29 protein-coding genes are annotated in these 26,272 nt (G+C 42.5%); 8 read left to right on the top strand and 21 right to left on the bottom strand.

All coding sequences use genetic code 11. From position 1 onward, the window contains the following. Positions 1-8: 8 nt before the first annotated feature. From IPL34_RS07305 to IPL34_RS07250, 12 genes are all read right to left on the bottom strand, one after another. A complete protein-coding gene (locus IPL34_RS07305) occupies positions 9-428 on the bottom strand; it encodes a CBS domain-containing protein (protein WP_296839998.1) in 420 nt (139 codons plus the stop codon). Positions 429-474: 46 nt separating this feature from the next. Next, the gene (gene nqrM, locus IPL34_RS07300) at positions 475-726 is read right to left on the bottom strand and encodes a (Na+)-NQR maturation NqrM (protein ID WP_296839994.1); all 252 of its coding nucleotides are present in this window, start codon (positions 724-726) and stop codon (positions 475-477) included. 355 nt (positions 727-1,081) lie between these two features. Further along, positions 1,082-2,302: an NADH:ubiquinone reductase (Na(+)-transporting) subunit F gene (gene nqrF / locus IPL34_RS07295; RefSeq protein ID WP_296839991.1), complete on the bottom strand. Its 1,221-nt coding sequence runs from the start codon at positions 2,300-2,302 to the stop codon at positions 1,082-1,084. Between the two features lie 10 nt (positions 2,303-2,312). Next, positions 2,313-2,906 (bottom strand): NADH:ubiquinone reductase (Na(+)-transporting) subunit E, encoded by a 594-nt coding sequence (gene nqrE, locus IPL34_RS07290; RefSeq protein WP_296839989.1) that lies wholly within the window; start codon positions 2,904-2,906, stop codon positions 2,313-2,315. A gap of 2 nt (positions 2,907-2,908) precedes the next feature. Continuing rightward, on the bottom strand, positions 2,909-3,595 hold the full coding sequence (locus IPL34_RS07285; protein WP_296839986.1) for an NADH:ubiquinone reductase (Na(+)-transporting) subunit D: 687 nt from the start codon (positions 3,593-3,595) through the stop codon (positions 2,909-2,911). Further along, positions 3,592-4,401, bottom strand: coding sequence for a Na(+)-translocating NADH-quinone reductase subunit C (locus IPL34_RS07280; RefSeq protein WP_296839983.1), 810 nt, complete (start codon positions 4,399-4,401; stop codon positions 3,592-3,594). The genes IPL34_RS07285 and IPL34_RS07280 overlap by 4 nt, the downstream gene beginning before the upstream one ends. Continuing rightward, entirely contained in the window at positions 4,398-5,627 is a 1,230-nt protein-coding gene (locus IPL34_RS07275) for an NADH:ubiquinone reductase (Na(+)-transporting) subunit B (RefSeq protein ID WP_296839981.1), read from the bottom strand. Before IPL34_RS07275 ends, IPL34_RS07280 begins: the two co-directional genes overlap by 4 nt. 4 nt (positions 5,628-5,631) lie before the next feature. Further along, complete coding sequence (locus tag IPL34_RS07270) at positions 5,632-6,975, bottom strand: Na(+)-translocating NADH-quinone reductase subunit A (protein WP_296839978.1); 1,344 nt, start codon at positions 6,973-6,975, stop codon at positions 5,632-5,634. Between the two features lie 280 nt (positions 6,976-7,255). Then, positions 7,256-8,071, bottom strand: a complete 816-nt coding sequence (locus IPL34_RS07265) for a hypothetical protein (protein ID WP_296839977.1) — start codon at positions 8,069-8,071, stop codon at positions 7,256-7,258. After that, positions 8,068-9,477, bottom strand: a complete 1,410-nt coding sequence (locus IPL34_RS07260; protein ID WP_296839974.1) for a DUF4350 domain-containing protein — start codon at positions 9,475-9,477, stop codon at positions 8,068-8,070. Before IPL34_RS07260 ends, IPL34_RS07265 begins: the two co-directional genes overlap by 4 nt. A gap of 6 nt (positions 9,478-9,483) precedes the next feature. After that, positions 9,484-10,236 (bottom strand): ABC transporter permease subunit, encoded by a 753-nt coding sequence (locus tag IPL34_RS07255; RefSeq protein ID WP_296839972.1) that lies wholly within the window; start codon positions 10,234-10,236, stop codon positions 9,484-9,486. After that, positions 10,236-11,183 carry an ABC transporter ATP-binding protein gene (locus IPL34_RS07250; RefSeq protein WP_296839969.1) on the bottom strand — a complete coding sequence of 316 codons (948 nt, stop codon included), beginning with the start codon at positions 11,181-11,183 and terminating at the stop codon, positions 10,236-10,238. The genes IPL34_RS07255 and IPL34_RS07250 overlap by 1 nt, the downstream gene beginning before the upstream one ends. 110 nt (positions 11,184-11,293) lie before the next feature. Between IPL34_RS07250 and rfaH the strand changes: the two genes are divergently transcribed. Further along, a complete protein-coding gene (gene rfaH, locus IPL34_RS07245; protein WP_296839964.1) occupies positions 11,294-11,806 on the top strand; it encodes a transcription/translation regulatory transformer protein RfaH in 513 nt (170 codons plus the stop codon). A 2-nt stretch (positions 11,807-11,808) separates the two neighbouring features. On the opposite strand, the gene IPL34_RS07240 is transcribed toward rfaH, so the two are convergent. Then, a complete protein-coding gene (locus tag IPL34_RS07240) occupies positions 11,809-12,558 on the bottom strand; it encodes a pteridine reductase (RefSeq protein ID WP_296839961.1) in 750 nt (249 codons plus the stop codon). 29 nt (positions 12,559-12,587) lie between these two features. Here IPL34_RS07240 and IPL34_RS07235 point away from each other — a divergent pair, with 29 nt between their 5' ends. Beyond that, the gene (locus IPL34_RS07235; RefSeq protein WP_296839957.1) at positions 12,588-13,706 is read left to right on the top strand and encodes an SAM-dependent methyltransferase; all 1,119 of its coding nucleotides are present in this window, start codon (positions 12,588-12,590) and stop codon (positions 13,704-13,706) included. A gap of 7 nt (positions 13,707-13,713) precedes the next feature. Here the strand turns inward: IPL34_RS07235 and IPL34_RS07230 are convergent, their stop codons facing one another. The 5 genes from IPL34_RS07230 to IPL34_RS07210 form a co-directional block, all read right to left on the bottom strand. Then, a complete protein-coding gene (locus IPL34_RS07230; protein ID WP_296839953.1) occupies positions 13,714-14,463 on the bottom strand; it encodes an ATP-binding cassette domain-containing protein in 750 nt (249 codons plus the stop codon). Beyond that, positions 14,457-15,212: an ABC transporter ATP-binding protein gene (locus IPL34_RS07225; RefSeq protein ID WP_296839950.1), complete on the bottom strand. Its 756-nt coding sequence runs from the start codon at positions 15,210-15,212 to the stop codon at positions 14,457-14,459. Before IPL34_RS07225 ends, IPL34_RS07230 begins: the two co-directional genes overlap by 7 nt. Beyond that, a complete protein-coding gene (locus IPL34_RS07220; protein ID WP_296839947.1) occupies positions 15,209-15,967 on the bottom strand; it encodes an ABC transporter permease in 759 nt (252 codons plus the stop codon). Before IPL34_RS07220 ends, IPL34_RS07225 begins: the two co-directional genes overlap by 4 nt. A gap of 11 nt (positions 15,968-15,978) precedes the next feature. Next, positions 15,979-16,986, bottom strand: coding sequence for an ABC transporter substrate-binding protein (locus tag IPL34_RS07215; RefSeq protein WP_296839944.1), 1,008 nt, complete (start codon positions 16,984-16,986; stop codon positions 15,979-15,981). Between the two features lie 161 nt (positions 16,987-17,147). Continuing rightward, positions 17,148-17,957: an ABC transporter permease gene (locus IPL34_RS07210; RefSeq protein ID WP_296839939.1), complete on the bottom strand. Its 810-nt coding sequence runs from the start codon at positions 17,955-17,957 to the stop codon at positions 17,148-17,150. A gap of 204 nt (positions 17,958-18,161) precedes the next feature. Between IPL34_RS07210 and IPL34_RS07205 the strand changes: the two genes are divergently transcribed. Both IPL34_RS07205 and IPL34_RS07200 read left to right on the top strand, forming a co-directional pair. After that, the gene (locus IPL34_RS07205) at positions 18,162-19,340 is read left to right on the top strand and encodes an MltA domain-containing protein (RefSeq protein ID WP_296839936.1); all 1,179 of its coding nucleotides are present in this window, start codon (positions 18,162-18,164) and stop codon (positions 19,338-19,340) included. 74 nt (positions 19,341-19,414) lie between these two features. Beyond that, positions 19,415-19,840, top strand: a complete 426-nt coding sequence (locus tag IPL34_RS07200) for a hypothetical protein (RefSeq protein ID WP_296839934.1) — start codon at positions 19,415-19,417, stop codon at positions 19,838-19,840. A 79-nt stretch (positions 19,841-19,919) separates the two neighbouring features. Here IPL34_RS07200 and IPL34_RS07195 read toward each other — a convergent pair whose 3' ends face one another. Then, positions 19,920-21,713: an ABC transporter ATP-binding protein/permease gene (locus IPL34_RS07195; protein ID WP_296839932.1), complete on the bottom strand. Its 1,794-nt coding sequence runs from the start codon at positions 21,711-21,713 to the stop codon at positions 19,920-19,922. A 61-nt stretch (positions 21,714-21,774) separates the two neighbouring features. On the opposite strand from IPL34_RS07195, the gene rluB reads away from it, so the two are divergent. The 3 genes from rluB to IPL34_RS07180 all read left to right on the top strand — a co-directional run bounded on the left by rluB (position 21,775) and on the right by IPL34_RS07180 (position 24,099). Then, complete coding sequence (gene rluB, locus IPL34_RS07190; RefSeq protein WP_296839930.1) at positions 21,775-22,716, top strand: 23S rRNA pseudouridine(2605) synthase RluB; 942 nt, start codon at positions 21,775-21,777, stop codon at positions 22,714-22,716. Positions 22,717-22,874: 158 nt separating this feature from the next. Further along, positions 22,875-23,369: a DUF488 family protein gene (locus IPL34_RS07185; protein WP_296839927.1), complete on the top strand. Its 495-nt coding sequence runs from the start codon at positions 22,875-22,877 to the stop codon at positions 23,367-23,369. Next, positions 23,308-24,099, top strand: a complete 792-nt coding sequence (locus IPL34_RS07180) for a hypothetical protein (protein WP_296839924.1) — start codon at positions 23,308-23,310, stop codon at positions 24,097-24,099. The genes IPL34_RS07185 and IPL34_RS07180 overlap by 62 nt, the downstream gene beginning before the upstream one ends. 32 nt (positions 24,100-24,131) lie before the next feature. Here IPL34_RS07180 and IPL34_RS07175 read toward each other — a convergent pair whose 3' ends face one another. Together IPL34_RS07175 and gmk are read right to left on the bottom strand one after the other, a co-directional pair. Continuing rightward, positions 24,132-24,596 (bottom strand): PaaI family thioesterase, encoded by a 465-nt coding sequence (locus IPL34_RS07175; protein WP_296839922.1) that lies wholly within the window; start codon positions 24,594-24,596, stop codon positions 24,132-24,134. A gap of 45 nt (positions 24,597-24,641) precedes the next feature. Continuing rightward, the gene (gmk, locus tag IPL34_RS07170) at positions 24,642-25,259 is read right to left on the bottom strand and encodes a guanylate kinase (RefSeq protein ID WP_296839919.1); all 618 of its coding nucleotides are present in this window, start codon (positions 25,257-25,259) and stop codon (positions 24,642-24,644) included. Between the two features lie 123 nt (positions 25,260-25,382). Here gmk and gloB point away from each other — a divergent pair, with 123 nt between their 5' ends. After that, the gene (gloB, locus tag IPL34_RS07165) at positions 25,383-26,261 is read left to right on the top strand and encodes a hydroxyacylglutathione hydrolase (protein ID WP_296839915.1); all 879 of its coding nucleotides are present in this window, start codon (positions 25,383-25,385) and stop codon (positions 26,259-26,261) included. The last annotated feature ends 11 nt before the right edge of the window (positions 26,262-26,272 follow it).

Here is a 26,272-nt window from a genome sequence, read left to right as displayed (position 1 = left end):
ATAATGAGTTAAACCGGAATTTGTGAGCTTTTTACAATCCGATCTAAGCCCTTGAGTACATCTAAACGGGTAATAACCCCTACCACCCGATTATCCTCAATCACTGGATAGCGGCGATAGTTATCCGACATGAACATTTTAGCCACATTAATAATATTATCAGTCGACTCTACCACGCGCACGTCACGAGACATTAACTCCCCAACCATGCCGCGCCATCCGGTGTGGTAACCTGATTTCATGGCGATATGAATACAATCCGAAACCGACACAATACCTACTAGATTACCGAGATTATTTAATACTACTGCACTAAAGACATTATAACGGGTAAAGACCTCAACGGCCTCGCTCACATCTTGATCTTCCCGTAGGGTCGCCACTTTAGACGACATATAATCACGAACCAAAGTAGGTACTTTAGACATATCAATATCACTCCTAAGTTATGTAGATAAGCTATCTTACGTGATCTTAATCTATTAAACGATTAATAACTTGTTGCTGTGAATCAGTAGCAGAGTTAGGAGCATCAGCTTCAGCGGCTAAACGTTTTAAACGTTTTTCACAGGGCTTAGAACAAGAGCAATCTGACTTTTCAAATCCTGGAATGGAAGATAAACCACCACAACTTCCTTTGATAGACTTTTGATTTAAGATCCAACCGATTGAAAGAGCAGCGACTGCTACCACAAAGATAATGAAGGTTGTCAAAAAGGTAATCATACTCAGGATACTCGCAGATGGTTTTGCACAAAAAAAGTACAAAACAATTGAAAGAAAAGAATTGCTGCAATGCAATAAAAGCGCTATTATAACTCGTGATTAGATCAGTCTAATCACTCCTCCTAGCGGTTGGGGCGAATACAATGTTCGCCCCTTTTAACTCTCCTCCCCCAGAATCTACTCCTCCTAGCGGATCGATTCTTTAATCTCAGCTCTACTCTTTATTGTGAGCTAGGTATGCTTGCGCATACTACTATACCCTTTTTGGAAATCCAATAAAATTCACTTTTTATTTACCCTACTAATAGCCTATTTAAGACTATTAGCAGGAATATTAAATGGCTATTACAACTAATTAACCACCAAAATCATCCAATAGGATATTTTCACGCTCTACACCAATATCTATCAACATATTGATGACCGCCGAGTTCATCATAGGAGGTCCACACAGATAAAACTCACACTCTTCGGGCGCTGGATGATCCTTGAGGTAATTATCGTAGAGTACATTATGAATAAAGCCCGTGTAGCCTTTCCAATTATCCTCAGGTAAAGGATCAGATAAGCCCATATGCCACGTAAAATTAGGATTTTCCGCAGCGAGTCGATCAAACTCCTCTACATAGAAAGCTTCACGTAGACTACGCGCACCATACCAGAATGACATTTTACGCTTAGTTTTAAGACGGCGTAATTGATCATAAATATGTGAGCGCATCGGAGCCATACCCGCACCACCCCCAACGAAAATCATTTCATTGTTAGTCTCACGCGCAAAAAACTCACCAAAGGGACCAGACACCACTACTTTATCACCCGGCTTTAGGTTAAAGATAAAGGAAGACATTTTCCCCGGTGGTAAATCATTGCGTCCAGCAGGTGCTGTAGCAATACGCACATTGAGCATCACGATATTATTTTCTTCGGGATAATTCGCCATGGAGTAAGCACGCAATACTGGCTCAGTCACTACTGAGCGGGTATCCCATAGCTTATATTTATCCCAATCACCACGATATTTGGTGGGAATATCAAACTCAGAGAAGGTCAAATCATAAGGAGGAGACTCAATTTGAATATACCCCCCCGCACGGAAGTGAATTTCCTCACCCGCAGGTAGCTCTAATACCAGCTCTTTAATAAAGGTAGCGCGATTTTCATTAGAGCGTACTGTACAGAGCCATTTTTTAACCCCGAACACATCCTCTGGTACTTCGATTTTCATATCTTGCTTGACTGCTACTTGGCAAGCTAAACGCTCGCCACAAGCTGCTTCACGACGATTGATATGAGCCTCTTCGGTAGGTAGGAGCGAACCACCGCCCTCTAACACTTTTACCTTACATTGCCCACAGGTTCCCCCACCCCCACAGGCAGAAGACACGAATAAGCCTTTATCGGCTAAAGCACCTAATAGTTTAGTACCGGGTTGAACCACTAACTCTTTTTCATGATTCACTAGAATATGAACATCCCCTTCTGCCACTAATTTGGTACGGGCATAGAGAATCAGATACACCAACCCGATAATCATCAGGGTAAAGAATAAAATACCGATAGCAATCGTTTCCATAGACGGCCTCCTATAACTGAATGCCGGAGAAGGACATAAAGCCTAATGACATTAGTCCGACCGTAATGAAAATAATACCTAAGCCTTGTAAACCAGCCGGAACATCGCTGTATTTCAAACGCTCACGCACCCCCGCTAGAATCACAATAGCTAGCATCCAACTAAAACCACTACCAACCCCATAAACTAAACTCTCAGTAAAGGTATAATCGCGCTCTACCATGAATAAAGTACCTCCTAAAATGGCACAGTTCACGGTAATGAGCGGGAGAAAAATACCTAACGCTTGATAAAGAGCAGGCACATAGCGGTCTAAGAACATTTCCAGAATCTGTACAATAGCGGCAATGACCGCAATATAGGTAATCAAACCTAAGAAGCGCAGATCAACCCCATCAATTAATACGTTTTCTTTCAATAAGTTAAAGATAATATTATTTACTGGCATAGTAATAGATTGCACAATGACTACGGCAATACCTAAACCAATAGCTGTTTCGATCTTTTTGGAAATTGCAATAAAGGTACACATTCCCAAAAAGAACGTGAGTGCCATGTTTTCAATAAACACGGACTTCACAAATAAACTGAGTAATGCTTCCATAATTAACGATTTCCTAATGCAGGTTTTTCGTGAATGTAGAAATCGGGCTTTTCTTGTTGATTAGGATGCTTAGTTCTAATCACCCAAATCAATAAACCGATAATGAAAAAGGCGCTGGGTGGCAAGAGCAATAAACTATTAGGCACATACCAACCACCATCTTTCGCCAGATCCAGAATGGGGTAACCCATTAATTTACCTGCACCAAATAACTCACGCACTACCGCGACGGACACCAAAATCAAGCTATAACCTAAACCATTACCAATACCATCTAGGAAGCTAATCCCTGGTGGATTCTTCATAGCAAAGGCTTCGGCTCGCCCCATCACAATACAGTTAGTGATAATTAAACCGACGAATACCGATAGCTGTTTAGCCGTACTAAAGGCATAAGCCTTCATGACCTGATCCACCACAATAACCAGTGAAGCAATAATCGTCATTTGTACAATAATACGAATACTATTAGGTGTATGGTTACGCACCATACTAATAAACATATTCGAGAAGGCGGTAACAGTGGTTAAACCCACTGCCATTAGTAGAGCCGAACGCAGCGAATTAGTGACGGCTAATGCTGAACAAATCCCCAAAATCTGTAAAGTAATGGGGTTACTATTAATTAATGGCTCAGTAAGAACCTTACGGGCCTCTGCATTTAAGCCTAAACTCATGGAAGCACTCATGCTCCACCTCCCTTACGCATTTTTTGTAGATAGGGACCAAAGCCATCCTTACCTATCCAAAAATGCACTAAATTATTCACCCCATTACTGGTTAAAGTAGCACCTGATAAGGCATCAATATGATATTGAGCTTTAGGGTCACTCGCAGCAACCGGAGCTTTTGCCACTTGAATCGCAATATTACCTTGCTCATCAAATAGCTTTTTGCCTACCCATTGCGCTTTCCAGTTCGGATTATCGACCTCGCCCCCTAAACCGGGAGTCTCAGCGTGTTCATAAAAACCTAAACCTACAATAGTATTCGCATCAGCTTCGAGTGCTAAAAAGCCGTGTAAAGTTGACCACAGACCATAACCTGAAATCGGTAAAATCACCTTTTTCAGTTGATCGTTTTCTTTTACTAAATAGACCGTAGCATATTTCGCACGACGCTTAATCGAGGCAATGTCCTGCTCGCGAGTTAGTACTAAATTTTGTTTCGGGTCAACCGCTGCGGCACGCGCATCAAACTTTTCAGGGTCAACATCAGTGACATACTCACCTGTTTGTAGGTCTACGACTTTAGACTCTACATTTTGGAAAGCTTGGGCTACGGGTGTACCCGCTGGTGCTAATTGACCAATGGTTACGATATTCTTTTTACGATCTAGCGCTTTATTCTCATCTTGCACAGGTTTTAATGCTACGGCTGCGGTTGAAACGGCAACGGCACACACTAAACAGAGTGCTAAAGCCACTCCAATAGTCTTTTTAGTACTATCATTAGGCAGCGCTAAAAACTCGTCTACTTTGGCTTTGAGACTCATACTTTCAGCCCCTTAGATTGTTCACGACTTAAACGTCGCTTGATATTAGCTTTCATGACCGCATAGTCCATCAAAGGCGCAATCATATTGGCAAAGAGGATGGCTAACATCATACCTTCTGGGAAAGCTGGGTTGACCACACGAATCAAAATCACCATCACCCCAATTAAAATACCAAACCAAAAACGTCCCGTATCCGTATGAGCGGCGGTAACGGGGTCGGTTGCCATAAAGATCATACCGAAGGCAAAACCACCCATCACTAAATGCCAATACCATGACACTGCAAACATGGGGTTAGTAGAGCTACCGATAAGATTCAATAAGGTAGACATTAACACCATACCAATGAATACGCCTGACACAATGCGCCAGTTAGCGATACGGGTATACAGTAAGAAAGCACCGCCAATAAAGATCGCTAAAGTGGAGGTCTCACCTAAAGAACCGGGTTCAAAACCTACAAACGCATCCCACCAGCTCAATCCAGTTGCTTTGACGGCCTCAATACCACTGGCAGCTGCAATGCCTAAGGGTGTAGCACCCGAATAGCCATCGACCGCAACCCACACCGCATCACCCGACATATACGCAGGATAAGCAAAGAATAGGAAGGCACGACCTGCCAAAGCGGGATTGATAAAGTTCTTACCTGTCCCCCCAAAGACTTCTTTACCTAGAATGACTCCAAATAAAATCCCTAAACCTACCATCCATAACGGTGTGGTGGGCGGTAAAGTCAAGGTGTACAGAATAGAGGTCACGAAAAAGCCTTCATTCACTTCATGCCCACGGACTAAGGCAAACACCACCTCAGCGATACCACCCACAATGAAAGTGGTCATATAAATGGGTAAAAAGTACAGAAAGCCATGAAAGACGTTATTAAAAAAGCTGTCCGCATGATAGCCAAACCAGCTCATAATCGCATGACGCCAACCCTCAAGATTAGCGACTAAGGCGGGATTTTCTTGTAATACTAAATTCGCTTGATAGCCAGTGTTATAGCAAGCCATAAACATCACTGGAAAGGTAGCCATCCACACATAGCCCATCACGCGTTTTAAATCGAGAGCATCGCGTACATGAGGTGCACCAATCGTTCTGTTCGGTGGGCTGTAAAATAATGTATCGACCATTTCAAATAAGCCGTAATACTTATGATACTTACCACCATGAGCAAATAATGGCTCGATACGATCCAGTAAATTGCGTAATACTTTCATTACTTTAGTCCCCTCTCTCAATCATACGCAGGCACTCACGTAATGCTGGGCCGTATTCATATTTACTGTGACAAACAAACGTACAGAGTGCGAGGTCTTCCTCATCTAGCTCTAAAGCGCCTAGCGCCTGAGCCATCACCGTATCGCGTACTAATAATGAGCGTAGCAATTGTGTTGGTAAAATATCTAAAGGCATCACCATTTCATAATTCCCAATCGGAACCATGGCACGATGACTGCCATTTTGCGAGGCTGTCATCGGAAATTCTTCCTGACGCACTTTAGGATTTAAAAACACATTGATCGCTGAAAACTGTTTGAGCCAAGGATTGAGCCAGTGTAGGAATAAACGTGGTTGATCTTCCTTAATCACTGATACCTGCTCATGATAGCGCCCTTGATAAGCACTATTCCCCGCCGCGCGATGACCCGCCAAGACAGATCCGGCAATCACACGACACACGTCTTTAGTATTGAGTTCACCCTCGACTAGATCGTTAGTATTAGTGCCTAAGCGAGTACGAATTAAACGTGGCTTGGTGACGACGGGACCGGCTAGAGAAATAATGCGTTCTACCCATAACTTACCCGTAGTAAATAATTTACCTATAGCAATCACTTCTTGGGCACTGAGATAGAAAACGGTTTGAGTATCACTGACGGGTGCTAAGTAATGAATATGCGTCCCCGGCAAACCTGCTGGATGTGGACCTGAAAAAGTCTCATAGCGAATGTTTGACAGTGTACTCTTAGGAATAGTAGCACCCTCAGCATGACACACATAGACCGTAGGTGTAAGGCGTGAAAGCACTGCTAAACCATGCTTAAAATCCTCAGCATACTCTTGAATGATTAAAGCCGGATCCGCCGCTAAAGGGCGCGTATCCATCGCTGTTACAAAAATAGCTGCGGGCTTCACATCAGCCTGAGGCACTTTACTATAAGGGCGTGTTCTAAACCCAACCCAAGCACCAGAAGCTTGTAGCTGATCACGCACCACTTGCTCATCTAAAGAAGCTAATTGATCAGGTGCATAAGCAGTAAACTTAATACTCTCTTCATTAGCCGCTAGTTCAATGACGACTGAATTGAGTACTCGTTGAGCGCCACGATTGATGGCTTTAATAGTGCCCGCACCCGGCGCGGTAAAATTGATATTGGGATTCTTGCGGTCAGTAAAGATGACTTGTCCTATTTTCACTTGATCGCCTACTTGAACCTGCATCGCAGGTCGCAAGTCATGGAAATCACGCCCTAGGATAGCAACTTCCCGTACTTGGTGGTGGCTGTATATCTTCTGCTCAGGCTTACCAACCAGAGGCAGATCCAGACCTTTGCTAATTTTCATTGCGTTAATTCAATGCCTGTTTTCTAAAAAACGGTGATCAGAGCGTCAAGTTAGACTCAAATAACTAAGGCACTCTTAAAACTTACCCAGCAAACACCATTCGACACAGAACTGTGTTAACGATTGAAACAGGAACTCTGCAATGGTGGGTTTCAAAGACAAACGCTGTGCAAGCTGTCTGGGCACAGATTATCGCAGCATTTTTGCTGCTAGTACAAGCTAAATAAGCCCTCTAAGTCGCTCAACTAATACGTTATGGTTATTGCTTTTAGTAAAGATTCTATAATCCTGAGCCTGCTGGCAAGAGCGTACTGTGCCAATTAAGAGGTAAAATATAGGTTAGACCGAGTGCTATCTGAGTTAACTTAAGCTCCTTAGTCGTTTGCTCTACTTGAAAACTCAACTCTCCCCCCGCTTTAAGCTTAATACGTACTAGAGGTAAATCAGCCCTAGAGTTAAGAGCCTGCTCAATACTTAAAGCACTCGCTGCTTGCCATTGAGAGCGTAATTCCACATCAGTAATATGCCGTCCATCGGGCATAATCACCTCAATTACCTCAGACTCATTAGGGATTAAGGTACGTGCTACTAAATCTAAAGCACTTCCTGCTAACAAACCTGCTACCACTTCTGATACTAAAACCAACTCATTATTTACTAATACATAACGTTGTGTAGTAACCGGATTCGTATTCCCAAATCCAATAACATATTGATTTAAGCTTATTTGAGTTTTTATAGGCGCTAAGTCGAATGCTGCTAAATCTAAACCTTGGGTTGAATAACGGGCTATAATAGGTTCATTAGCTAAGGTAATTAATTGTCTAAGTTTAACAGGGTTAGCCTCTACCTTATAAGGCGTATTCATCCACCATTTATCGCCCTGGCGCACAAACTCAATGCGCTCTGGTTTAGTAGTATCTAAATAACGTTCTAGTAGAATATTAGTTAATTCACTCACTTTCATAGGCAGTAAATACTTGACTGTTTTGTCAGCTTCTAGTGATTTCCACGCCCAATAACCCCCACTAACGATAGCTAATAAGCTTAATAATAGAGCAATATTTAGCCAAAAGCGTTGTGCTGTACTGGTCATAAACGTCGCCTCTTCAGCCAGATCCAAGTTCCTATACCCACTAATAATAAGGGTAATCCGATTAAGAAAAAGAGTGCGAGACTAATACTGACACGCTGATCTAAACTAAACGTTAAATCCGGGGCAGGATTAGTCTTAATACCTATTAAACTGTCATCTCGACTTAACCAATTAAAAATCTGTATGGCTAAATCGAGATTGCCACTCTCCCCAATAAAACCATTAGTAATAAAATCACTATCGCCAATAATCACTATACGTTGTTGTTTAGATTCTGAAGCAGCAGCATTAGGCTCGATAGTACGTATCAAACTTAAACCAATGGTAATAGGTCCTATTAAATCTCCCTTAGTATCATCGTAAACCACTTTAGCTTGCAAGGGATCGACTTCCAACCAGCTTTGTGGCAAGGTTTGTAAAAATTCTTCAGCTTGCCACACTAACTGACTATTTACACCAGAATTAGAGTTACGCGAAACCATAGTGGCAAAAGGAAATAACGTCTGAATTTTTAAATTTTGCGTCAGTTTAGAGCGTGGATCATAATCAATCACAGGTACTACGGCGGGATGCTTAATACCTAACATCGCTTGTAAACGCTCATTTGCATCCACCACAGTGCCACTATGTATTTGAATATTCAGTAAATCTGCTAATGAAGATAGACCTTTTAATTCACTAGGATCTTGTAACCATAATAGATTACCGCCTTGCTGCACATAATCCTCTAATAGTTTAACCTCCGCAGCTAATAATGCAGTTTGTGGAGCTGCTAATACCACTAAGCTAGCATTCATAGGAATGGATTGGGTACGTAATAGGTTATGAGGTTGGATTTTAAAGCCACTTTTTTCTAATATTTCACTTAAGCGTGATAGCCCATTAGATTCAGTCCATAAGGGCTGGCGCTCACCATGCCCCTCAATAAATATAACTATGCGTTCTGTTTGACGAGTCATACGTATAAGAGCGCTGACTATATCAGCCTCATTACTAGACTCTAATAATTCCTTACGCTGATTAGGTGCCTGCCCTAACTTTAATACCAATTGCCCACTGTATTGCACACCGTCCTCCGCCGCCTGTTTAGGCGCTAAATCAGGGTTTAAAACGGTAAACTTAATATCCGGTTTAATACGTTGGTACTTACTAACCACCTTTTCAATCCTAGTAGCCAGTTCATTATCAGTAGGTAAATAGGCTACAAACTCTAGTGGCTCTTTTAAGTTATTTAATAGTTGCTGAGTGCTAGGATTAAGGCTATTACGATTCCCGTAAGTCCAATCAAATTGATAAGAAAACATAGTACTTAAAAATCCCATGCCTCCTATGATAGCTAATAAGGTCAAATAAAAAATACCACTATTTAGACCTAAGCGCCAATGAGCCGTTTTTGTCATTTTCATACTTAGTTAGCCCTGCAATCGACCACTGTCTAATTTATGAATAGTTAACAGCAAGAAGCCTACTATAAATAATAAATAGTAAACAAGATCTGTAGTATTAAACATACCTTCTAAAAAAGCTGTGAAATGACCAAAATGAGATAAATAGACAAATAACTCACTAGTCGAATTAGCAGAGCTTCCCGAAATATAAATCACTACTAAAAAAAGCAGCAACCCAAAAGTGCTGATAGCCGCGAGAATAGGTTGCTTAGTTAGTGAAGATAGAAATAATCCGGCAGCCGCAAAAGAGCCTAATAGTAAAATTAAACCTAATAGTGCAGCACTTAATTTACCCCAATCTAATGGAGTACCTAAAGCTAAAGAAAGAGGCATGAGAGAGATAATACTAATAATAACTAATACAAAAGCCATTAAGCCTAAATATTTACCTAACACAATTTGAGTCATTGATAGAGGAGCTGAGGTTAATAGGACTAAAGTTTGATTCATACGCTCCTCAGCTAATAGTCGCATAGTCAATAGGGGCATCACTGCCAACATAATCACACCTGCCCATAAATACAAGCTAGCAATCACAATATCAGTGATACCCGGAGCATTATCTTGACCGACTAAGGCTGGCTGTAATACGGTTAAATACTGATCTAAGGTATAAAGAAAAATGAACGCAAAAATTAGCTGTAAAATAGCTAAAATAATCCAAGCCATAGGCGAGTAAAACATACGTTTTAATTCATTCCTAGCTATCCTAAACATTATACCAGCTCCTGCTTGAGATCGGTTTCTTGATGAATCAAGCTCATAAATACTTGCTCTAATGAGTTAACTGAAGGTGCTAAGCTCTTAATTTTAAAATTATTCTTCACACAGATCTCAGCTAGCATAGGAGCAATATTTACCCCTAAGTCATGCGTGAACTCATACTTACCAAAGCCCTTCACTTGTATAGCTTGTATAGTTGGCAAATTCTTTAGTAATTCCATAGGAATTTCAGTCTCACACTCCAGAGTTATTAGTTTATCTAAACCCTCATTTAGATTTACTAAACTCGAATTAAAAACAGATCGACCTCGATACAGTATTTGTACCCTATCACATATTGCTTGAACTTCTGGTAGAATATGGGTAGAAAGAATAACAGCATGACTATCACCTAATTCTCGAATCAGAGTGCGAATCTCACGAATTTGAATCGGATCAAGCCCCACAGTAGGCTCATCTAGAATGACCACCTCAGGTTGGTGTAAAATAGCTTGTGCAATCCCCACTCGTTGTCGATAGCCTTTAGATAGATTATTAATAAGCCTATGCTTGACATCTTCTAAATAACAGCGTTTACATGCTTGCGCAACTAATGCTTTACGCTCTTTAGGCTTGATATGGTGTAATTGAGCGCAGTAGTCGAGATATTCATGGACAGTCAAATCACGATATAAAGGAGGATTTTCGGGCAAATATCCAATAAAACGCTTGACTACTTTGGGCTGATCAATTAAATCGATACCTTTTATACTAATCTGCCCTTCAGTAGGGGCTAAGTTACCGGTTAACATTTGCAGGGTAGTTGATTTACCAGCTCCATTGGGTCCTAATAATCCTAGTACTTCACCTTGTTTTAATAGGAGTGATAAATCTTGTACTGCTTTATAGCCTTTAAACTCTCGTGTTAAACCAGTAGCTTGGAGCAATATATGACCTTCCATAAGTGATATTCCTTGTGTTTATTATCTAACGCCATTTATCTTTGCTTAAATTGACGCATTTAAAACTTCTTTATAGTATTAACGCCATTATGGGCCGGGAAAATCATAACATGATGGATAAATCTGCTAAACACTGGTACTTACTCACCAGTAAACCTCATAAAGATGCACTTGCAGAGCATCATTTAGTGAATCAAGGTTATAGTGTTTACCGCCCACTTGCACAACGGTTAAGAACACGCCGAGGTAAACAAGAAACTGTTATCGAATCATTGTTTCCACGCTATATGTTTATTGAACTTAATCGTTTAGACGATAATTGGGCCCCTATTCGCTCCACCATTGGGGTACAAGGCTTTGTACGTTTTGGTGAAATGCCAACCCCAGTGCCTTTAGAGCTAATCAATTACCTCCATATGAATGAGTCTACATTCAGTGAACGGGCTATCGACTTAGACCGTTTCCATACAGGCGATAAAGTGATAATTAAAGACGGCCCCTTTAAAGGTATAACAGGCATCTTCCAAAACTATGATGGTGAGCAACGTGCCATTATTTTGTTAGAAATTCTACGCAAAGCCACCTCACTGAAGATTAACCCTACTCATGTTATGGCTGCTTAAGCCTAATAATTCAATAAGCGTCCTCCATCCACTGCAATAATTTGTCCGGTGATGTAGGACGCATCCTGAATCAAAAAACTAATCGCTTTGGCGATGTCTTCGGGTGTGCCAGCCCGCTTTAAAGCGGTGCGCGATAACGTATTAGCTTGATGTTCGCTAGAAACCCCCTGCTCTGGCCATAATATCGCCCCTGGTGCTACACCATTCACACGAACCTCTGATCCTAATTCTCGTGCTAATAACTGGGTAGCCATGACCAAACCAGCTTTTGCCACCCCATAGGCGATATAGCCATTATGAGGACGCATACCGTGAATATCGACCATATTCACAATCGAGCCTTGGACTTGCTTAAGATAGGGAGCCGCTGCCTGAGCTAAAAAAATCGGTGCTTTTACATTAACTCCAGTAAGATCATCCCATTGCGCTAGCGTTAAGGTTTCCAATGGTGTGGCATAGTAGGTCGATGCATTATTGATGAGCACATCTAAGCGTCCCGTATAAGCTACCGCTTCCTGCACTAAATTTTTTAAATGCTCAGTATCTAATAAATTACCGCGTACCAAAGCACAGGAATTAGCACGCAATGCATTTAAGTCCTGAGCTAGTTGTTGGGCTTCCTGCTCAGCCTGATGATAATGGATAATAACTGTAGCGCCTTGAGCCTGTAAAAAACGCGCGGTGACTGCACCAATACGTTTCGCTGCCCCTGTTAATAGAATGGTTTTACCCTGTAAAGTATTGACTCCCAATGCCGACCCCCTAGGATTAAATTAATCGTATGCAACGCCTGTCTTTACCTGTACCTAGCGCTGAAGAATTAGCTCATAGCCAAACCTTGCAAAACCTCATTATGCACCAGATTCAAGCGAGTCCTACGCATTCCATGAGCTTTTATGACTATATGAATCAAGCGTTATACGCGCCCCAACTAGGTTACTACGTTGCAGGTAAAACCTGTATTGGCACACAAGGCGATTTTATAACAGCACCCGAATTATCCGACTTATTCTCAATGGGTATAGCCCAACATTGTTTAGCTTTCTTACACAGCGAACCTAATAGTACCGTACTAGAATTGGGTGCAGGTAGTGGCAAAATGGCGGCTGCTTTGCTGAGCTACTGGGAAAGTCAAGACGCTTTACCTCAACACTATTACCTATTAGAGCCTAGCCCTAGCCTGAAAGCACAACAACTTGCCACACTCCAAGCAAGGCTACCGCATTTGATGGATCGTATTACTTGGCTAGAACGCCTGCCTGATCAGAGCTTCCAAGGTATTATCTTGGGTAATGAAGTGCTCGATGCTATGCCGATTGAATTAATACGCTATGAACAAGGTCAGTATCAGCAGGTGCATGTGACTGAGCACAATCATCAACTTGCTTTCACCACTCGCACTGCACCGCAGCACTTGCAAGCTTTAATAGCTGACTTGTCACTACCCTCTATTGCAGGCTATACCACTGAACTCAACCCACAACTGAATGCTTGGGTGAATACCCTAGGTGCTTTATTAACGAAGGGCTTTTTACTACTGATTGATTATGGCTACTCACAGGCTGAATACTATCACCCTGATCGCACCCAAGGCACTTTGCAATGCTTCTATCGCCATCATGTACACGATAACCCTCTGCTCTATTCGGGATTACAAGATATTACCGCCAGTGTCGATTTTGATGCTTTAACTCAAGCGGCTGTCAAAGCTGGCTTTCATAGCACCGACTGGACGAGTCAAGCTCATTTTTTAATACAAAATGGTTTAGAACAACACTTTCAACAACTCGTATTCTCCAACCCTGAGCTTAGTTACTCCCTTGCTCAACAAGTACGTATCCTCACCCTACCCGCTGAAATGGGCGAACGCTTTAAGGTATTTCGAGCGGATAAAGGTTGAAGGCAACTTAAAGGCTACGTACTTTGGGCTTATCTAAAGTGTTTGGTTGACCCGATAGCTTTAAAAAGGCGGCTAATAAGTCTGCTTCAGCACTCGCTTGCACAATAGACTGTGGCGCATCTTGTGCTAATAATTTACCCTTGTGGAGGACGAGTACTTGCTTAGCTTGCTCTGCTTCATCAATTAAATGAGTCGCCCACAATACGCACATTTGGCGCTCAATACATAGTTGGTGTACCTGATTTAATAATGACTCACGCGAGGCGGGATCCAGTCCTACGGTAGCTTCGTCCATGAGAAGCACTTTAGGATGTGTAAGCAGAGCACGCGCTAGCTCCACCTTGCGCCGATTGCCACCACTTAATGAACGACAGGTTTTGGTGAGTACCTCAGCTAGACCTAAACGCTCTAACTCCTCAGTGCTGCGCTGTTTAATGTCTGCTTTCGATAAACCGTGCAATAGCCCATAAAACTGTAAATTCGCCTGCACGGTTAAATCTAAATCCAAGGCAATTTGCTGAAACACAACGCCTATTTGCGCAAGCACCTGAGGCAGATGATCCTTAATCGATATATCGAGTACTTTAATTTCACCCTGATCGGGGGTGAATAATCCAGTGAGTAACTGAAACAAAGTACTTTTACCCGCACCATTTGGCCCTAATAAGGCGTAAAACCCTGACTCCAAGTTAAAACTAATCTTATCGAGTGCCAGAGTGGAGCCATACGATTTAGACACATTTTGCACACTTAACATGGCTCGACCTCGCTAATACTGCCACTTAATAGATCAGGGTATTGGGTTAAAAGGGCTTGGTGTAATTCGTGTATTTCCGTACTTTCGATAGTGCGCGGGCGGGTTAGATTTACTGGATAATCCAGTACTATGTGTGAAGGACGCGCTGATAAAAATACTACCCGATCCGCCAGCATCAGCGCTTCCCGCAAACTATGTGTGACCAGCATGACGGTGCAACGCGTATTGTGCCATAGCTCCAACACCATTTGGCGTAATTGATTCGCAGTGGGCGCATCTAAGGCTTGAAACGGCTCATCCATTAATAGCAAGGCTGGATTACGTACAAAAGCTCGCACCAGTGCTACGCGTCGCGCCATACCACCGGATAACTCTTTAGGATAGGCATTAGCAAACTGATGTAAACCCACTTGCTCTAATAATGGCTTAATACGCGGCTCATAGAGGACTCGTTCTGCTTTAGGAATCACTAGGCGAATATTATCTATGACACTCAACCAAGGCATTAAACGTGGCTCTTGAAATAAGAAAGCAGTATCGAGCGAAGTGCTTGCAGTACTAGGCAATTGAATCGTGCCGGAGTATTCATTATCTAAACCGGCAATCAGGCGCAATAATGTAGTTTTACCCGCACCCGAAGGCCCTACGATAGCCACAAATTCACCCGTTTGTATGCTTAGCTGTAGTGGCCCTAAAGCTTGAGTACCATTCGCAAAGGTTTTATCTTGAATATCTAATACTACACTCATGCCCGCCACCGATTTAAGCGTTTTTCTAGGGGGCGCACGACGGTACTTTCTAAGAGCAAGACTACGCCCACAAAGGCAATGGTATAAGCCAAGATTCCAGTAATATCAAAGTACTGAAAGAATGTGCCTAATTGAAACCCCACTCCATTACTGCGTCCTAACAGCTCTACTACTAAAACAATTTTCCAAATCAGTGCTAAACCATTACGCCCAGCTGCAAATAAATACGGGTAAAGTTGCGGCCAGTACACTTGCCAAAAGGTATCCCAACGTGACACATGATAAACCTGTGCGACCTCTAATAAACCTTTATCTACCGCCCGCGTTCCTTCGCGTAAATTGATGGCTACGGTGGGGATTTTATTCAGAGCTACCGCTAAAATCGCGGCGGCATCAGTTAAGCCAAACCAGACATAACACAAAATAATCAGTACTAAGGCGGGAATATTCAGAAATAAAATCAATAAGCTATCGAGCCAATAATTCCAGCGTGGTTTTGCCCCCATCATAATACCCAGCACTACGCCCACGAACATGGCTAAAGCAAAGGCAAACGCGACGCGCATTAAGGTCATGCTTAAATGAAACAGTAATTCACCAGAGACTAATTCATCACCTAAGCGAGCAAATACCGCTATCGGGGTAGGCAGTACTTTCGTTTGAGCATACAGTGCAGCCAATTGCCACACGACAAAAAATAATCCTAGGGACGCTAAGCGCCCCCATTTATCCCACTCAATGCGTAAAGTACTCATTAGTTAATCATTTAGGGGCAAGGTTTATCCGCCACACCTGACCAAAATGTGCCAGCCGCCAGTTCCTTAGCCTCACCTACTAATTCACTGCCCCCTAAACCCGCTAAAAGGGTAAACGCTTTTGCAGAAGCCTCTTGCTCAGCCTTACCAAAGCATTTAGGAATCCCTGCACGATAGAGATCACGTAATTCGGTAAATAATTTATCCTCCTCAGCCTTCATCATGGGACGTAGTTTTGTCCACTCTTCATCTGAGCTTAAAAGGATTTGTTGGGCTTCTTCTGTTGCTTTTAAGAAACTTTGTACAGCAGTCTTATTAGCATCCGCCCATTTTTCATCAAATACCCAACCAATCAAGGGCAAAGGACGATTAACACCTAACGCTTTGAGTACTTCGGGCAAAGGCATCATCGTGTCAAAACCAGCGGCTTTCAGGGGAGCAGCATAATTCCAAAAGGTAATCACACCATCTAGATCGCCTTTGAGGGCCAATTCATTAAGTAAAGGTGGAGCACCAAACTGTGGCTCGACCACATCCTTTAAATCTTTACCGATTTCTTTTTGGCTATAAGCTCGCATTAATAACCAGCTCTTATCGACAGCCCCCCCTGCTACCCCAATCTTTTTACCCTGCAAATCAGCAATACTTTTTGCTCCTACTTTAGGGTTCATCATTAAGCTACCAACCGCATTGGAATAAGGGGCAAAGGTATAAGGTGTACCTTCTGAACGTAAGCGTGTGACCCAGAGCCAATCAGTCACCACTATATCAACGGCTTTACCTTGCAAAGCCACTTGAGAAGCATCTTTACCACTTAACTCAACGATCTCTAAATCCACGCCATTTTTTTTGGCTAGGTCATTATTTTTAATCGTTTCTAAAAGCCAATTCACTGTACCGAATTTTAAAGCGCCAATTTTGATTTTTGCTAAGTCTTCTGCATAAGCACTTGTACCTAATGCGGCTGCTAAAGTCGCTACTAAAGCCAAGCGTTTAACCATAGGTTTGATTGAAAACATTTTGAAATACTCCTCCTGAAAATCTTATTGGTGGGTTTGCTTCCCCCTTCCCCGACCCTTCCCCCACAAGGGGCGGAAGGGAGTGAAGAATAAAAAACTGCATCCTCTTATTCCCTTCCCCCATTTCGGGGGGAGGGCTAGGGAGGGGGGACAAACTCCTATTAACTCACTGCACCCACTTTTTTAGCCATGCCGTATTGCGGGTTATAGCCCCAAACTGCCAAAGCAAAAAATACCAATCCAGCCATTATGACTACTGCTAAAGCAACACCGTTAAATTGCCCATAGAGCGCAAAGCGGATTAACTCCACTGCATGAGTAAATGGATTAAAACGTGCGACTTGATAAACCACTTCTGCACCCGATTCTTGTAATTTCCACAGGGGATATAATGCTGTAGATAAAAAGAACATGGGGAAAATGACAAAATTCATGGTTCCAGCAAAATTTTCTAATTGTTTAATACTGACTGAGAGTAATAGCCCCAAAGCCCCTAACATCATGCCCACCAATATCATAGGAATGAGCACATATAACCAGCCCAATAAAGGAATATCGACTTTAAACAATACACATAAGGCTAAGAAAGCATAGGCTTGTAATACCGATAAAAACGTTCCGGCGAGTAGTTTGCACAGTAATAAATACCAGCGTGGTAAGGGTGCGGTGAGTAGTAGACGCATTAAGCCCATTTCGCGATCATAAACCATCGCAAGAGACGATTGCATGCCATTGAATAGTAAGACCATGCCAAGCAATCCGGGCACGACGTAGACTTGATATTCAATATAGGTGTCGTAGGGCGGGATGATCGACACGCCAAAGATATTTTGAAAACCTGCTGCAAAGACTAATAACCATAAGGCGGGGCGCACCAATGCCGAGAGTAGCCGCCCGCGCTGATGCCAAAACTTGATGGTTTCGCGCGAAGTGATAGCTTGTAAGGCTCGCCAATACAGGGCTTGTTGCATGGGTTCGGATACTCACCTAGCTTAGATAAGGCTAGCCTAACGCAAAACGCTTAAGGTCACAGCCAACCTTTTGCCAACCTACCATTTATCGCAATTCTGCTCATTTCATCGGCAATTAGACCACTCATCCGCACAGTAAGAGGGCATTCAGAACCAAAACCTACACTGAGGACATTATAATAATTACAAGCTAACCCTGCACCCATGAAGCGACTGCCCCTTTGTAGTTTATTACTCAGTGCTTGCCTAGCAAGCCAAAATGCCTACAGCTCTTTAACCGAAGAGTTTATCCAGTTAGGTATTGAGAAAACTAAAACTAGCTATCAATCCCAAATGCGAGGATATAAACAACCTCGTGGCTCTTTATTAACCGAACCCATTCCTCCCGCACCGCGTGCACAAAACTGCTCTTTAGCCCACACCATGAGTGAAACGCATCAATGCCTATCCCGTAATGCGACTATTCAAGAGGCCTTGCAAGAGCAGGCTAGATATTTAAAGCGTGCACCGAAGCAGCAATTTCTAAACTCCTCAGTACAGTTGAGCAAACAAGAATTAGAGCAAACCATTAAACGTCTGCAATCATGGAATCGCGGTAATCCACAAAGCCTAGCTGAGATGTTTTTTTTGCAGGAAATTAATGCTGACCCTCAAGGGCGGGGAGCCATGTATACGGGCTATATTACGCCCACCTTGAATGTTAAGCGCACGCCTGATCGACGTTTTAGGTTTCCTATTTACACTAAGCCTAAAAATAACCGACTGCCTAGTCATGCGGATATTAAGCGCGGTGCTTTAGCGGGTAAGGGTTTAGAAATTGCGTGGACGGATAATCCCATTGATTTATATTTTGCCCAAATCCAAGGTGCGGCTCATGCTATTTTTCCGGATGGTAGTTTAGCTACTCTGACTTATGCGGGTAATAATGGACACCCTTATCGGCAAATAGCTAATTACTTAAAAGCTAAGGGCTACAAAACCTCTGGCTTTGGTAATGAGTCTATTAAAGCATGGCTATATGCTAACCCTGATAAAATCGCTGAAGTTTTGACCTCTAATCCGCGCTTTGTATTTTTTAACCTTAAACAAGGTCGCCCTAAAACCTCTATTGGCGCACCCGTGATTCCTTGGCATACCGTGGCAGTGGATGATAAACATATTCCACTAGGCTCGATATTATTGGCTGAACTCCCTGTGCTGGACGCTAATGGGCGCGAGCAAGGTACGCAGTGGCAATTACTTTTTGCCCAAGATCGGGGTGGGAATATTCAAGGACATGCTCGCATTGATTTATACCTAGGAGCAGGTCATAACGGCGAAATTATGGCTCAAGGTGTTACCGGTTATCGCCGCACCTTTTTACTGCGCCCTAAAAATAGTTAAACCTAAGCCCAGTTCAGATTAATGACTGGTTTGATTCATTAAAATAATAAAAAACCCCAGAATAGGTTATCACTATGCTCAATATCACTGATTGGACTATTATCGGTATTGCTCTAGCAGCAGCCACTATTGCCCTACTGTTTTTACGCCCCCAAACGCAAAGTCGTGACCTAATGCGTTTACGCGATTTGCGCCTACAAGCTGAGCAAGAACAACGTCAAAGTACGGAATGGATTAGCACGCTTAAGCAAGCCGCTGAACAAGCAGACACTTTAAATGCCCAAGCCAAGCGCTATGCCCAAAGCATTGAACTATTTCAAGCTCAATGCCAAGCCAATTGTGAGCAATCTAAGGAGCTATTAGAGCAATTACGCGCCCAAGTTAGCTCTTTAGCACATTTATCCCAAATACCTGTCACTAATGAGCGTTTAGCACAAGCGCCTGCTAATCAAAGCGCTCAAGAAGCAGCCGATGAAATGATTTATGGCGCTAAGAGTTAAAACGCGCTCAGCATCTATCGAAAAGTAAGCGTGTATTGATTCCGTTCTATCAACACACGCTTACTTTTTCTGGCACTTATCAATCCTGATCCTCTTGCTGCTGTAATTCCCACAGCGCTGCATAATGTCCTTTCAAGGCTAATAACGCTTGATGTGTCCCCTGCTCAACTACTCGTCCTGCGTCTAATACAACGATCTGATCGGCATTCACAATCGTAGATAAACGATGGGCAATAATCAGTGTAGTATGCTCGCCTGCGACCTCTTCTAAAGTACGTTGAATCGCTCGCTCGGTAGTACTATCCAGTGATGAGGTGGCTTCATCAAAAATCAAAATCGGCGGCTGCTTTAATATCGCTCTAGCAATGGCCACCCGCTGTTTCTCACCGCCCGATAGCTTCAAACCACGCTCACCCACCACCGTATCCCAACCTTCGGGTAGCTTTTCAATAAACTCAGCAATATGCGCCATGCGAGCAGCTTGCTCTAAATCGGCTTGAGTTGCATCCGGTTTACCGTATTGCAGGTTAAAGCGTAACGTTTCATTAAATAGCACGGTATCTTGCGGCACTATGCCAATCGCTCGGCGCAGACTTTCTTGAGTGACTGAACGAATATCTTGCCCATCAATGAAAATAGCGCCCCCCGTGACATCATAAAAACGATATAGCAGGCGTGCTAAAGTCGATTTACCCGCACCACTATGTCCCACCACTGCCACTGTTTTACCTGCCGGAATGGTTAAAGTTAAACCATGCAAAATTTGCCGATCCGCCTGATAGCCAAACTCCACATTTTCAAAACTTACTGCTCCTTGCTCCACTACTAAGGGCTTAGCATTAGTTGTATCTTGAATTTCAGGCGGTTGCTCTAGGAGACGAAACACCGTATCCATGTCCGCGAGTGTGTACTTTAACGAGCGATAGATCATGCCTAATGAATTTAAGGGTATAAACAATTGCAACATAAAAGCATTGACCATTACTAGGCTACCAATGGTCATAGCCCCTGTCAGTACATCCTGTGCCGCGACCCACATAATAATGGTCACACCAATAGCAATAATGGCGGATTGCCCAAAATTGAGTAGCGACATACTGGCTTGACTTTTAACTGCATAGCCTTCCCACTCATTTAAGGTTTTATCGTAACGCTCTAGCTCTAAGTGCTCATTATTAAAATACTTCACCGTTTCATAGTTAACGAGGCTATCAATTGCTTGGTTATTGGCTTGGGAATCAAGGGTATTCATAGTATGGCGATCATCCATGCGCCAATCGGCCATGCGCAAAGTGAACAGCACATACACTGCTATTGTGCCAAAAGTAATGAGCGCAAAGACAGGTGGATACTCCTTCAGCAAAATAATGCCTACTAATAAAAACTCTACCGCTATGGGGATAATGCTAAAGGTCATAAAGTTCATTAACGAACTGACCGAACGTGTACCGCGCTCTAAGTCTCGACTAATAGCCCCAATTTTGCGCTCTAAATGGAAGCGTAAGGATTGAGTATGTAAATGCTCTAAAACACGCAACGATAAGCGCCGCATGGCTCGATAACGCACCCGTGCAAACACCACATCACGCAACTCATTAAATGCAGCGCTTAATAAACGTAATAAGCCATAACCTAATAATAAAGCTATGGGCAGCACTAATACTTGTTCTGGTTTACGCTCTAATGCATCGACAATGCCTTTGAGCATGACCGGAACGCCAACGGTTGCTACTTTTGAAAGGACTAAGCAACTGAGGGCAAAAATAGCTCGCCCGCGAAAATCGAGTAAAAAAGGCAATACTGATTTTAAATTATCCCAATCGCGCCGATCCGTGTGGGGGCGCTGGGTGCGTGAGGAACCCATACCGATCATATTGTGTATTTCCTATCAGACAATGGCATAATGGTACTTTGATTTTCCAGACCTTGCCCGAATGAAAGAACGTATTCAGAAATTACTAGCCCATGCAGGCTATGGTTCACGCCGTGAAATTGAACGCTGGATTGCAGCAGGCGAGGTAACAATTAACGGCAAACCTGCTGAACTAGGTCAACTGATTGAAACCAACGATCAGATTAGCCTCAAAGGTCGCCGTATTCACTTAGAATCGCGTCTCGCCGCTACCCCTAAAGTGATTATGTATCACAAAAAAGCGGGCGAAATGTGTACACGCTCTGACCCTGAAGGTCGCCCTACCGTGTTTCAAAATCTGCCCCGTTTACAACAGGGGCGTTGGGTGATGGTAGGACGCTTAGACGTGAATACCGATGGTTTATTGCTATTTACAACCGATGGTGAATTAGCCAATAAATTGATGCACCCCTCTACTGAGGTGGAACGTGAATATGCCGTGCGGGTATTAGGCGAAGTGACTCCCGACATGATTCAGCAACTAGAAACGGGTGTTGAATTAGAAGACGGCCCCGCTAAATTTGATTCGGTCAAAGAGGCAGGCGGCGAAGGTGCGAATCATTGGTATCATGTGATTTTACGTGAAGGGCGCAATCGTGAAGTACGCCGTCTGTGGGAAGCAATTGGTGTGACCGTGAGTCGTTTGATTCGAGTACGTTATGGGACGATTGGTTTGCCGCGTTACTTACGTCAGGGTCATGCTGAGGAATTAGATGTTAAGACTTTGCGTAAATTGTATGAGTCTGTGGGTTTGAGTTTTGAGGATGGTACTTTAGATGCGCATAAACCGGTACGCCGTACTAGCCCAGAGCGCGGAGATCGAGTAAAACGTCCGAGTGCGACTAAGCGTTTTGAACGTGAATCTGCCCGTGATACTGAAGGTCGGCGCTCATCAAGACGCCCTAGTAGTAGCATGCCCACACCGCGTACATCAGCCCCTAGACCTACGGGTAGGCATCGTTAATATTGGGTATAATAAAATATCTGTATCGACACTCTAAAAAATGAAGGATTTCTTTATTGAAATAACCTTTCGTTTTTTTATTTACGTTGGATATGATTGTTACTAGCCAACATAACTATAAACCTCTAAGCTAGTATCTAGTTTTTGGGAGTATTAAAATGAACATTTTTACCATTGGTTATGAGGGAGCTAATATTGATGACTTTATAGCCACTCTAAAAGTATATGGTATTGATACTTTGCTTGATGTTAGAGAAATTGCTATGTCACGTCGCAAAGGCTTTGCTAAAACAGCATTGAGAAATTGCTTAGAAGCTCATGGAATTTATTACCAACATGAAAAACAGTTAGGATCTCCTAAAGATATCAGAGATAGATTACGAGCTGATGGAAATTATGAGAAATATTTTGCCGACTTTAATGACTACTTAGAAACACAAACCCTTTTACTTAAAAACCTAACTATACAATTAAAAGGTAATGTAGCTCTAATGTGTTATGAACGTGACTATAAAACTTGCCATCGATCTTCAGTTGCCACAAAATTAACACAGTTAATAGGTGGAACACCTAAACACTTAGGAGTAAGACATGGGATTAGCATTCGAGTCAATCAAAGGATGGATTTTAGTCAAAGCCTATCCGCAGCCTAGCCAACAATATCAAGAAACCGTCTGCTGCGCTGCTCTGACAGAAGACGGTCGATTGTTAAGACTTTACCCCATTCGTTATCGTTTGCTCAAATCAGACCAAAAATTTAATCGTTTTGATTTAATTCAGTGTCGCATCTCTAAAGCTGAAAATGATCCTCGCCCAGAAAGCTATAAAGTAGATGAAAGTAGTTTAATTATTTTAAATCGAGCCTCTTCTAATGCAAATAGCAAAGCTGCTTTATGGCTTAACTATGTAAGTTTAGGATTAGAGTGGCTAAAGGAACAACAAGCTACTAATCGCAAAAGCTTGGGAATTATTAAGCTTGATATTAACAATCTTAATTTTTACTATAAGCCAATTTCAGAAGCCAAAGAAGAGGAGCTTCTTTACCATCAAGGAATGATTCAGCAACAATCACGCATGTTTGAAGAAACTTTAGATCCTCTTGCTCCTTTAGAGTTTATATTCTACTATCGATTTAAATTAGATGGTAAGTCTCACAATATGCAAATACATGATTGGGAAGTACAAACCACCTATTATCAATATAAAAAACGCTATGCCTCTAAGGAAGAAGCACTAGCTAAAATGACTCAATTCTATAATAAAGATATTAAAACCATGAATCCTCATTTTATTATGGGAACACAGTTTAAGCGTCCTAAGCAATTCATGATTATAGGCATATTAAGGACTACAGCAGCTTTAAACCAAGGGCAGCTTTTCTAGTTAAATTATAAATCTATTTTTAACTGTAAAATTTATCCCATTGCCAATGGCTTATGATCTTTCAAATACCCTTTGGGGCGAATAGCTACTGTACAAAACACCACTGTACATAAGCGGTTATGCACATCATATAAGCCATACTCAAACGTTGGCGTACTACGCTTATGCTCTAATAGTTCATCTCGAATTTGGCGTTCTAATTCAGGCGGAAAATCAAAACGTAACTCTAAATCCGTTAGCCCTGCGCGGCGAAAATCGACCTCTAGTTTTCGTGTCCACACATCATAGTTTTTAAATACTTTAGCACAAGCTAAGGGTGCAATCGGATCGGCTAAAGAGGCTTGAAAGCCGCCAAACATTCCTCCTCCCATATTACGTGAAATGGCAGTAAGCGGTAATTTAATGCGGATATGACGCCATTCATTTTCTAGTGCTATCACTTTAATACGCATCATCCACCACGCCGGATACCATTCTAATAATTTAGCATCCGACATAAAGCTAAAATGCTTTTGAATAAACTGAGCTATATTCAAATTCAATTACTCACTGACTAATTGCGATAATAGGGATGCTCTATTTTGCTGTTGCAATTTAAGCCTTAAACGCTGACAACGAAAAATACTAATTAAATCTTGTAGCGCTTCATCAAAATCATCATTGATGACGAGATAATCGTATTCATTGTAATGCGATAATTCGCGTTGAGCATCGCGCATACGTCTAGCGATAATCTCATCACTATCTTGGCGACGATTACGTAAGCGCTCCTCTAAAGCACGGCGACTCGGTGGCAAAATAAAAATACTAATCACATTATCAGTACGCTGGCGCACTTGTTGTGCCCCTTGCCAGTCAATTTCTAAAATCACATCTAAGCCGGCTTTTAGTTGCTCCCCTACTGTTTGGCGCGAAGTTCCGTAATAATTATCAAAGACTTGGGCATATTCGAGGAAGTTATCTTGCTCAATTTGCTGCTGGAAATCCGCTACGGACACAAAATGATAATGCTTGCCCTGCTCCTCACCCGGACGCGCTTGACGGGTAGTAAAGGATACAGAGACGACTACATCATTTAATTCAAGGCGCAAAGCATTGAGTAGGCTAGTCTTGCCCCCACCTGAGGGTGCTGAAACAATATAAAGTTGTCCGGTCTTCACGCTATACTCCAATGATAGCCCTAAATACTGGTCTGAAATGTTAGGGTCTGTTAGCTAAATATGCGATTATACGGCTAAGGCACAACAGTTAAAATCTTAAGAAGCGATAGGAGCATCAATACCATGATCGAAGTATTAGCCGTTCCAGCTTTTACTGATAATTACATTTGGTTTATTACTTATAGCGATGAGTATGCTAATACCCTATCGTCAGTAACAGCATTAACTCTCGCTCCACAACCTACCGAAACCATAGACACAACGCCTACCACTCCCGCTCCGCCTGCACGTCGTCCGGTGGCTATTGTTGATCCGGGTGATGCTGATGCGGTCCTAGCTGCATTAGAACAATATCAATTAGCGCCAATCGCTTTACTCATTACCCATAGACACCGTGATCATGTGGGTGGCATTGAAGGAATTTTGCAACACTACCCTACTATTCCGGTGTATGGCCCTGAACACGAGGACATTCCCCATCGAACCCATGCGCTGAATGAAGGCGATATAGTACCGCTTTCTGTACTGAATTTAGAGCTAAAAGTGCTTGATGTGCGTGGGCATACTGCCGGACATATTGCTTATTACGGGGCAAATAGTTTGTTTTGCGGGGATACTTTATTTGCTAATGGCTGTGGGCGCGTATTTGATGGCACATTAGAAGACCTCTATCATTCCTTACAAAAAATCGCCCATTTGCCCGCTGAAACGATGGTGTATTGTGCTCATGAATATACCGTAGACAATTTAGGTTTTGCCAAATGGGTAGAACCCGATAATGTGGCGATTGATGCACGTTTAGAAGCTAGTTGGGATTTATTGGATAATGGTAAAGGCACAATACCTTTTATATTAGGCTATGAATTTAATACCAATCCCTTTTTACGCACCCATATTCCTGAGGTCATAAAAAAAGCAGAATCAGTGGCGGGTCGTGAATTAACAACGCCTGCTGAAATTTTTGCGACTTTACGGATTTGGAAAGATACTGAGTATGACTAGACTCCTACTGT

Origin of the sequence: Thiofilum sp., assembly GCF_016711335.1 — a bacterium.
Lineage (GTDB): Bacteria > Pseudomonadota > Gammaproteobacteria > Thiotrichales > Thiotrichaceae > Thiofilum.
Note: the sequence above shows the minus strand (reverse complement) of the source record. Positions and strands in the feature narration are given on the sequence as shown.

Bases quoted from the DNA above. Each gene is read 5' to 3' on its own strand.
- IPL34_RS07275 (WP_296839981.1), bottom strand. From the start codon at position 5,627: ATGAAAGTATTACGCAATTTACTGGATCGTATCGAGCCATTATTTGCT.
- IPL34_RS07220 (WP_296839947.1), bottom strand. From the start codon at position 15,967: ATGAGTACTTTACGCATTGAGTGGGATAAATGGGGGCGCTTAGCGTCC.
- IPL34_RS07255 (WP_296839972.1), bottom strand. From the start codon at position 10,236: ATGTTTAGGATAGCTAGGAATGAATTAAAACGTATGTTTTACTCGCCT.
- IPL34_RS07215 (WP_296839944.1), bottom strand. From the start codon at position 16,986: ATGTTTTCAATCAAACCTATGGTTAAACGCTTGGCTTTAGTAGCGACT.
- IPL34_RS07305 (WP_296839998.1), bottom strand. From the start codon at position 428: ATGTCTAAAGTACCTACTTTGGTTCGTGATTATATGTCGTCTAAAGTG.
- IPL34_RS07210 (WP_296839939.1), bottom strand. From the start codon at position 17,957: ATGCAACAAGCCCTGTATTGGCGAGCCTTACAAGCTATCACTTCGCGC.
- IPL34_RS07250 (WP_296839969.1), bottom strand. From the start codon at position 11,183: ATGGAAGGTCATATATTGCTCCAAGCTACTGGTTTAACACGAGAGTTT.
- IPL34_RS07230 (WP_296839953.1), bottom strand. From the start codon at position 14,463: ATGTTAAGTGTGCAAAATGTGTCTAAATCGTATGGCTCCACTCTGGCA.
- IPL34_RS07280 (WP_296839983.1), bottom strand. From the start codon at position 4,401: ATGAGTCTCAAAGCCAAAGTAGACGAGTTTTTAGCGCTGCCTAATGAT.
- IPL34_RS07175 (WP_296839922.1), bottom strand. From the start codon at position 24,596: ATGTCGGATGCTAAATTATTAGAATGGTATCCGGCGTGGTGGATGATG.
- IPL34_RS07235 (WP_296839957.1), top strand. From the start codon at position 12,588: ATGCAACGCCTGTCTTTACCTGTACCTAGCGCTGAAGAATTAGCTCAT.
- rfaH (WP_296839964.1), top strand. From the start codon at position 11,294: ATGATGGATAAATCTGCTAAACACTGGTACTTACTCACCAGTAAACCT.
- IPL34_RS07265 (WP_296839977.1), bottom strand. From the start codon at position 8,071: ATGACCAGTACAGCACAACGCTTTTGGCTAAATATTGCTCTATTATTA.
- nqrF (WP_296839991.1), bottom strand. From the start codon at position 2,302: ATGGAAACGATTGCTATCGGTATTTTATTCTTTACCCTGATGATTATC.
- IPL34_RS07195 (WP_296839932.1), bottom strand. From the start codon at position 21,713: ATGATCGGTATGGGTTCCTCACGCACCCAGCGCCCCCACACGGATCGG.
- IPL34_RS07225 (WP_296839950.1), bottom strand. From the start codon at position 15,212: ATGAGTGTAGTATTAGATATTCAAGATAAAACCTTTGCGAATGGTACT.
- IPL34_RS07185 (WP_296839927.1), top strand. From the start codon at position 22,875: ATGAACATTTTTACCATTGGTTATGAGGGAGCTAATATTGATGACTTT.
- nqrM (WP_296839994.1), bottom strand. From the start codon at position 726: ATGATTACCTTTTTGACAACCTTCATTATCTTTGTGGTAGCAGTCGCT.
- IPL34_RS07205 (WP_296839936.1), top strand. From the start codon at position 18,162: ATGAAGCGACTGCCCCTTTGTAGTTTATTACTCAGTGCTTGCCTAGCA.
- IPL34_RS07285 (WP_296839986.1), bottom strand. From the start codon at position 3,595: ATGAGTGCTTCCATGAGTTTAGGCTTAAATGCAGAGGCCCGTAAGGTT.
- rluB (WP_296839930.1), top strand. From the start codon at position 21,775: ATGAAAGAACGTATTCAGAAATTACTAGCCCATGCAGGCTATGGTTCA.
- IPL34_RS07260 (WP_296839974.1), bottom strand. From the start codon at position 9,477: ATGAAAATGACAAAAACGGCTCATTGGCGCTTAGGTCTAAATAGTGGT.
- gloB (WP_296839915.1), top strand. From the start codon at position 25,383: ATGATCGAAGTATTAGCCGTTCCAGCTTTTACTGATAATTACATTTGG.
- nqrE (WP_296839989.1), bottom strand. From the start codon at position 2,906: ATGGAAGCATTACTCAGTTTATTTGTGAAGTCCGTGTTTATTGAAAAC.
- IPL34_RS07180 (WP_296839924.1), top strand. From the start codon at position 23,308: ATGGGATTAGCATTCGAGTCAATCAAAGGATGGATTTTAGTCAAAGCC.
- IPL34_RS07200 (WP_296839934.1), top strand. From the start codon at position 19,415: ATGCTCAATATCACTGATTGGACTATTATCGGTATTGCTCTAGCAGCA.
- IPL34_RS07270 (WP_296839978.1), bottom strand. From the start codon at position 6,975: ATGAAAATTAGCAAAGGTCTGGATCTGCCTCTGGTTGGTAAGCCTGAG.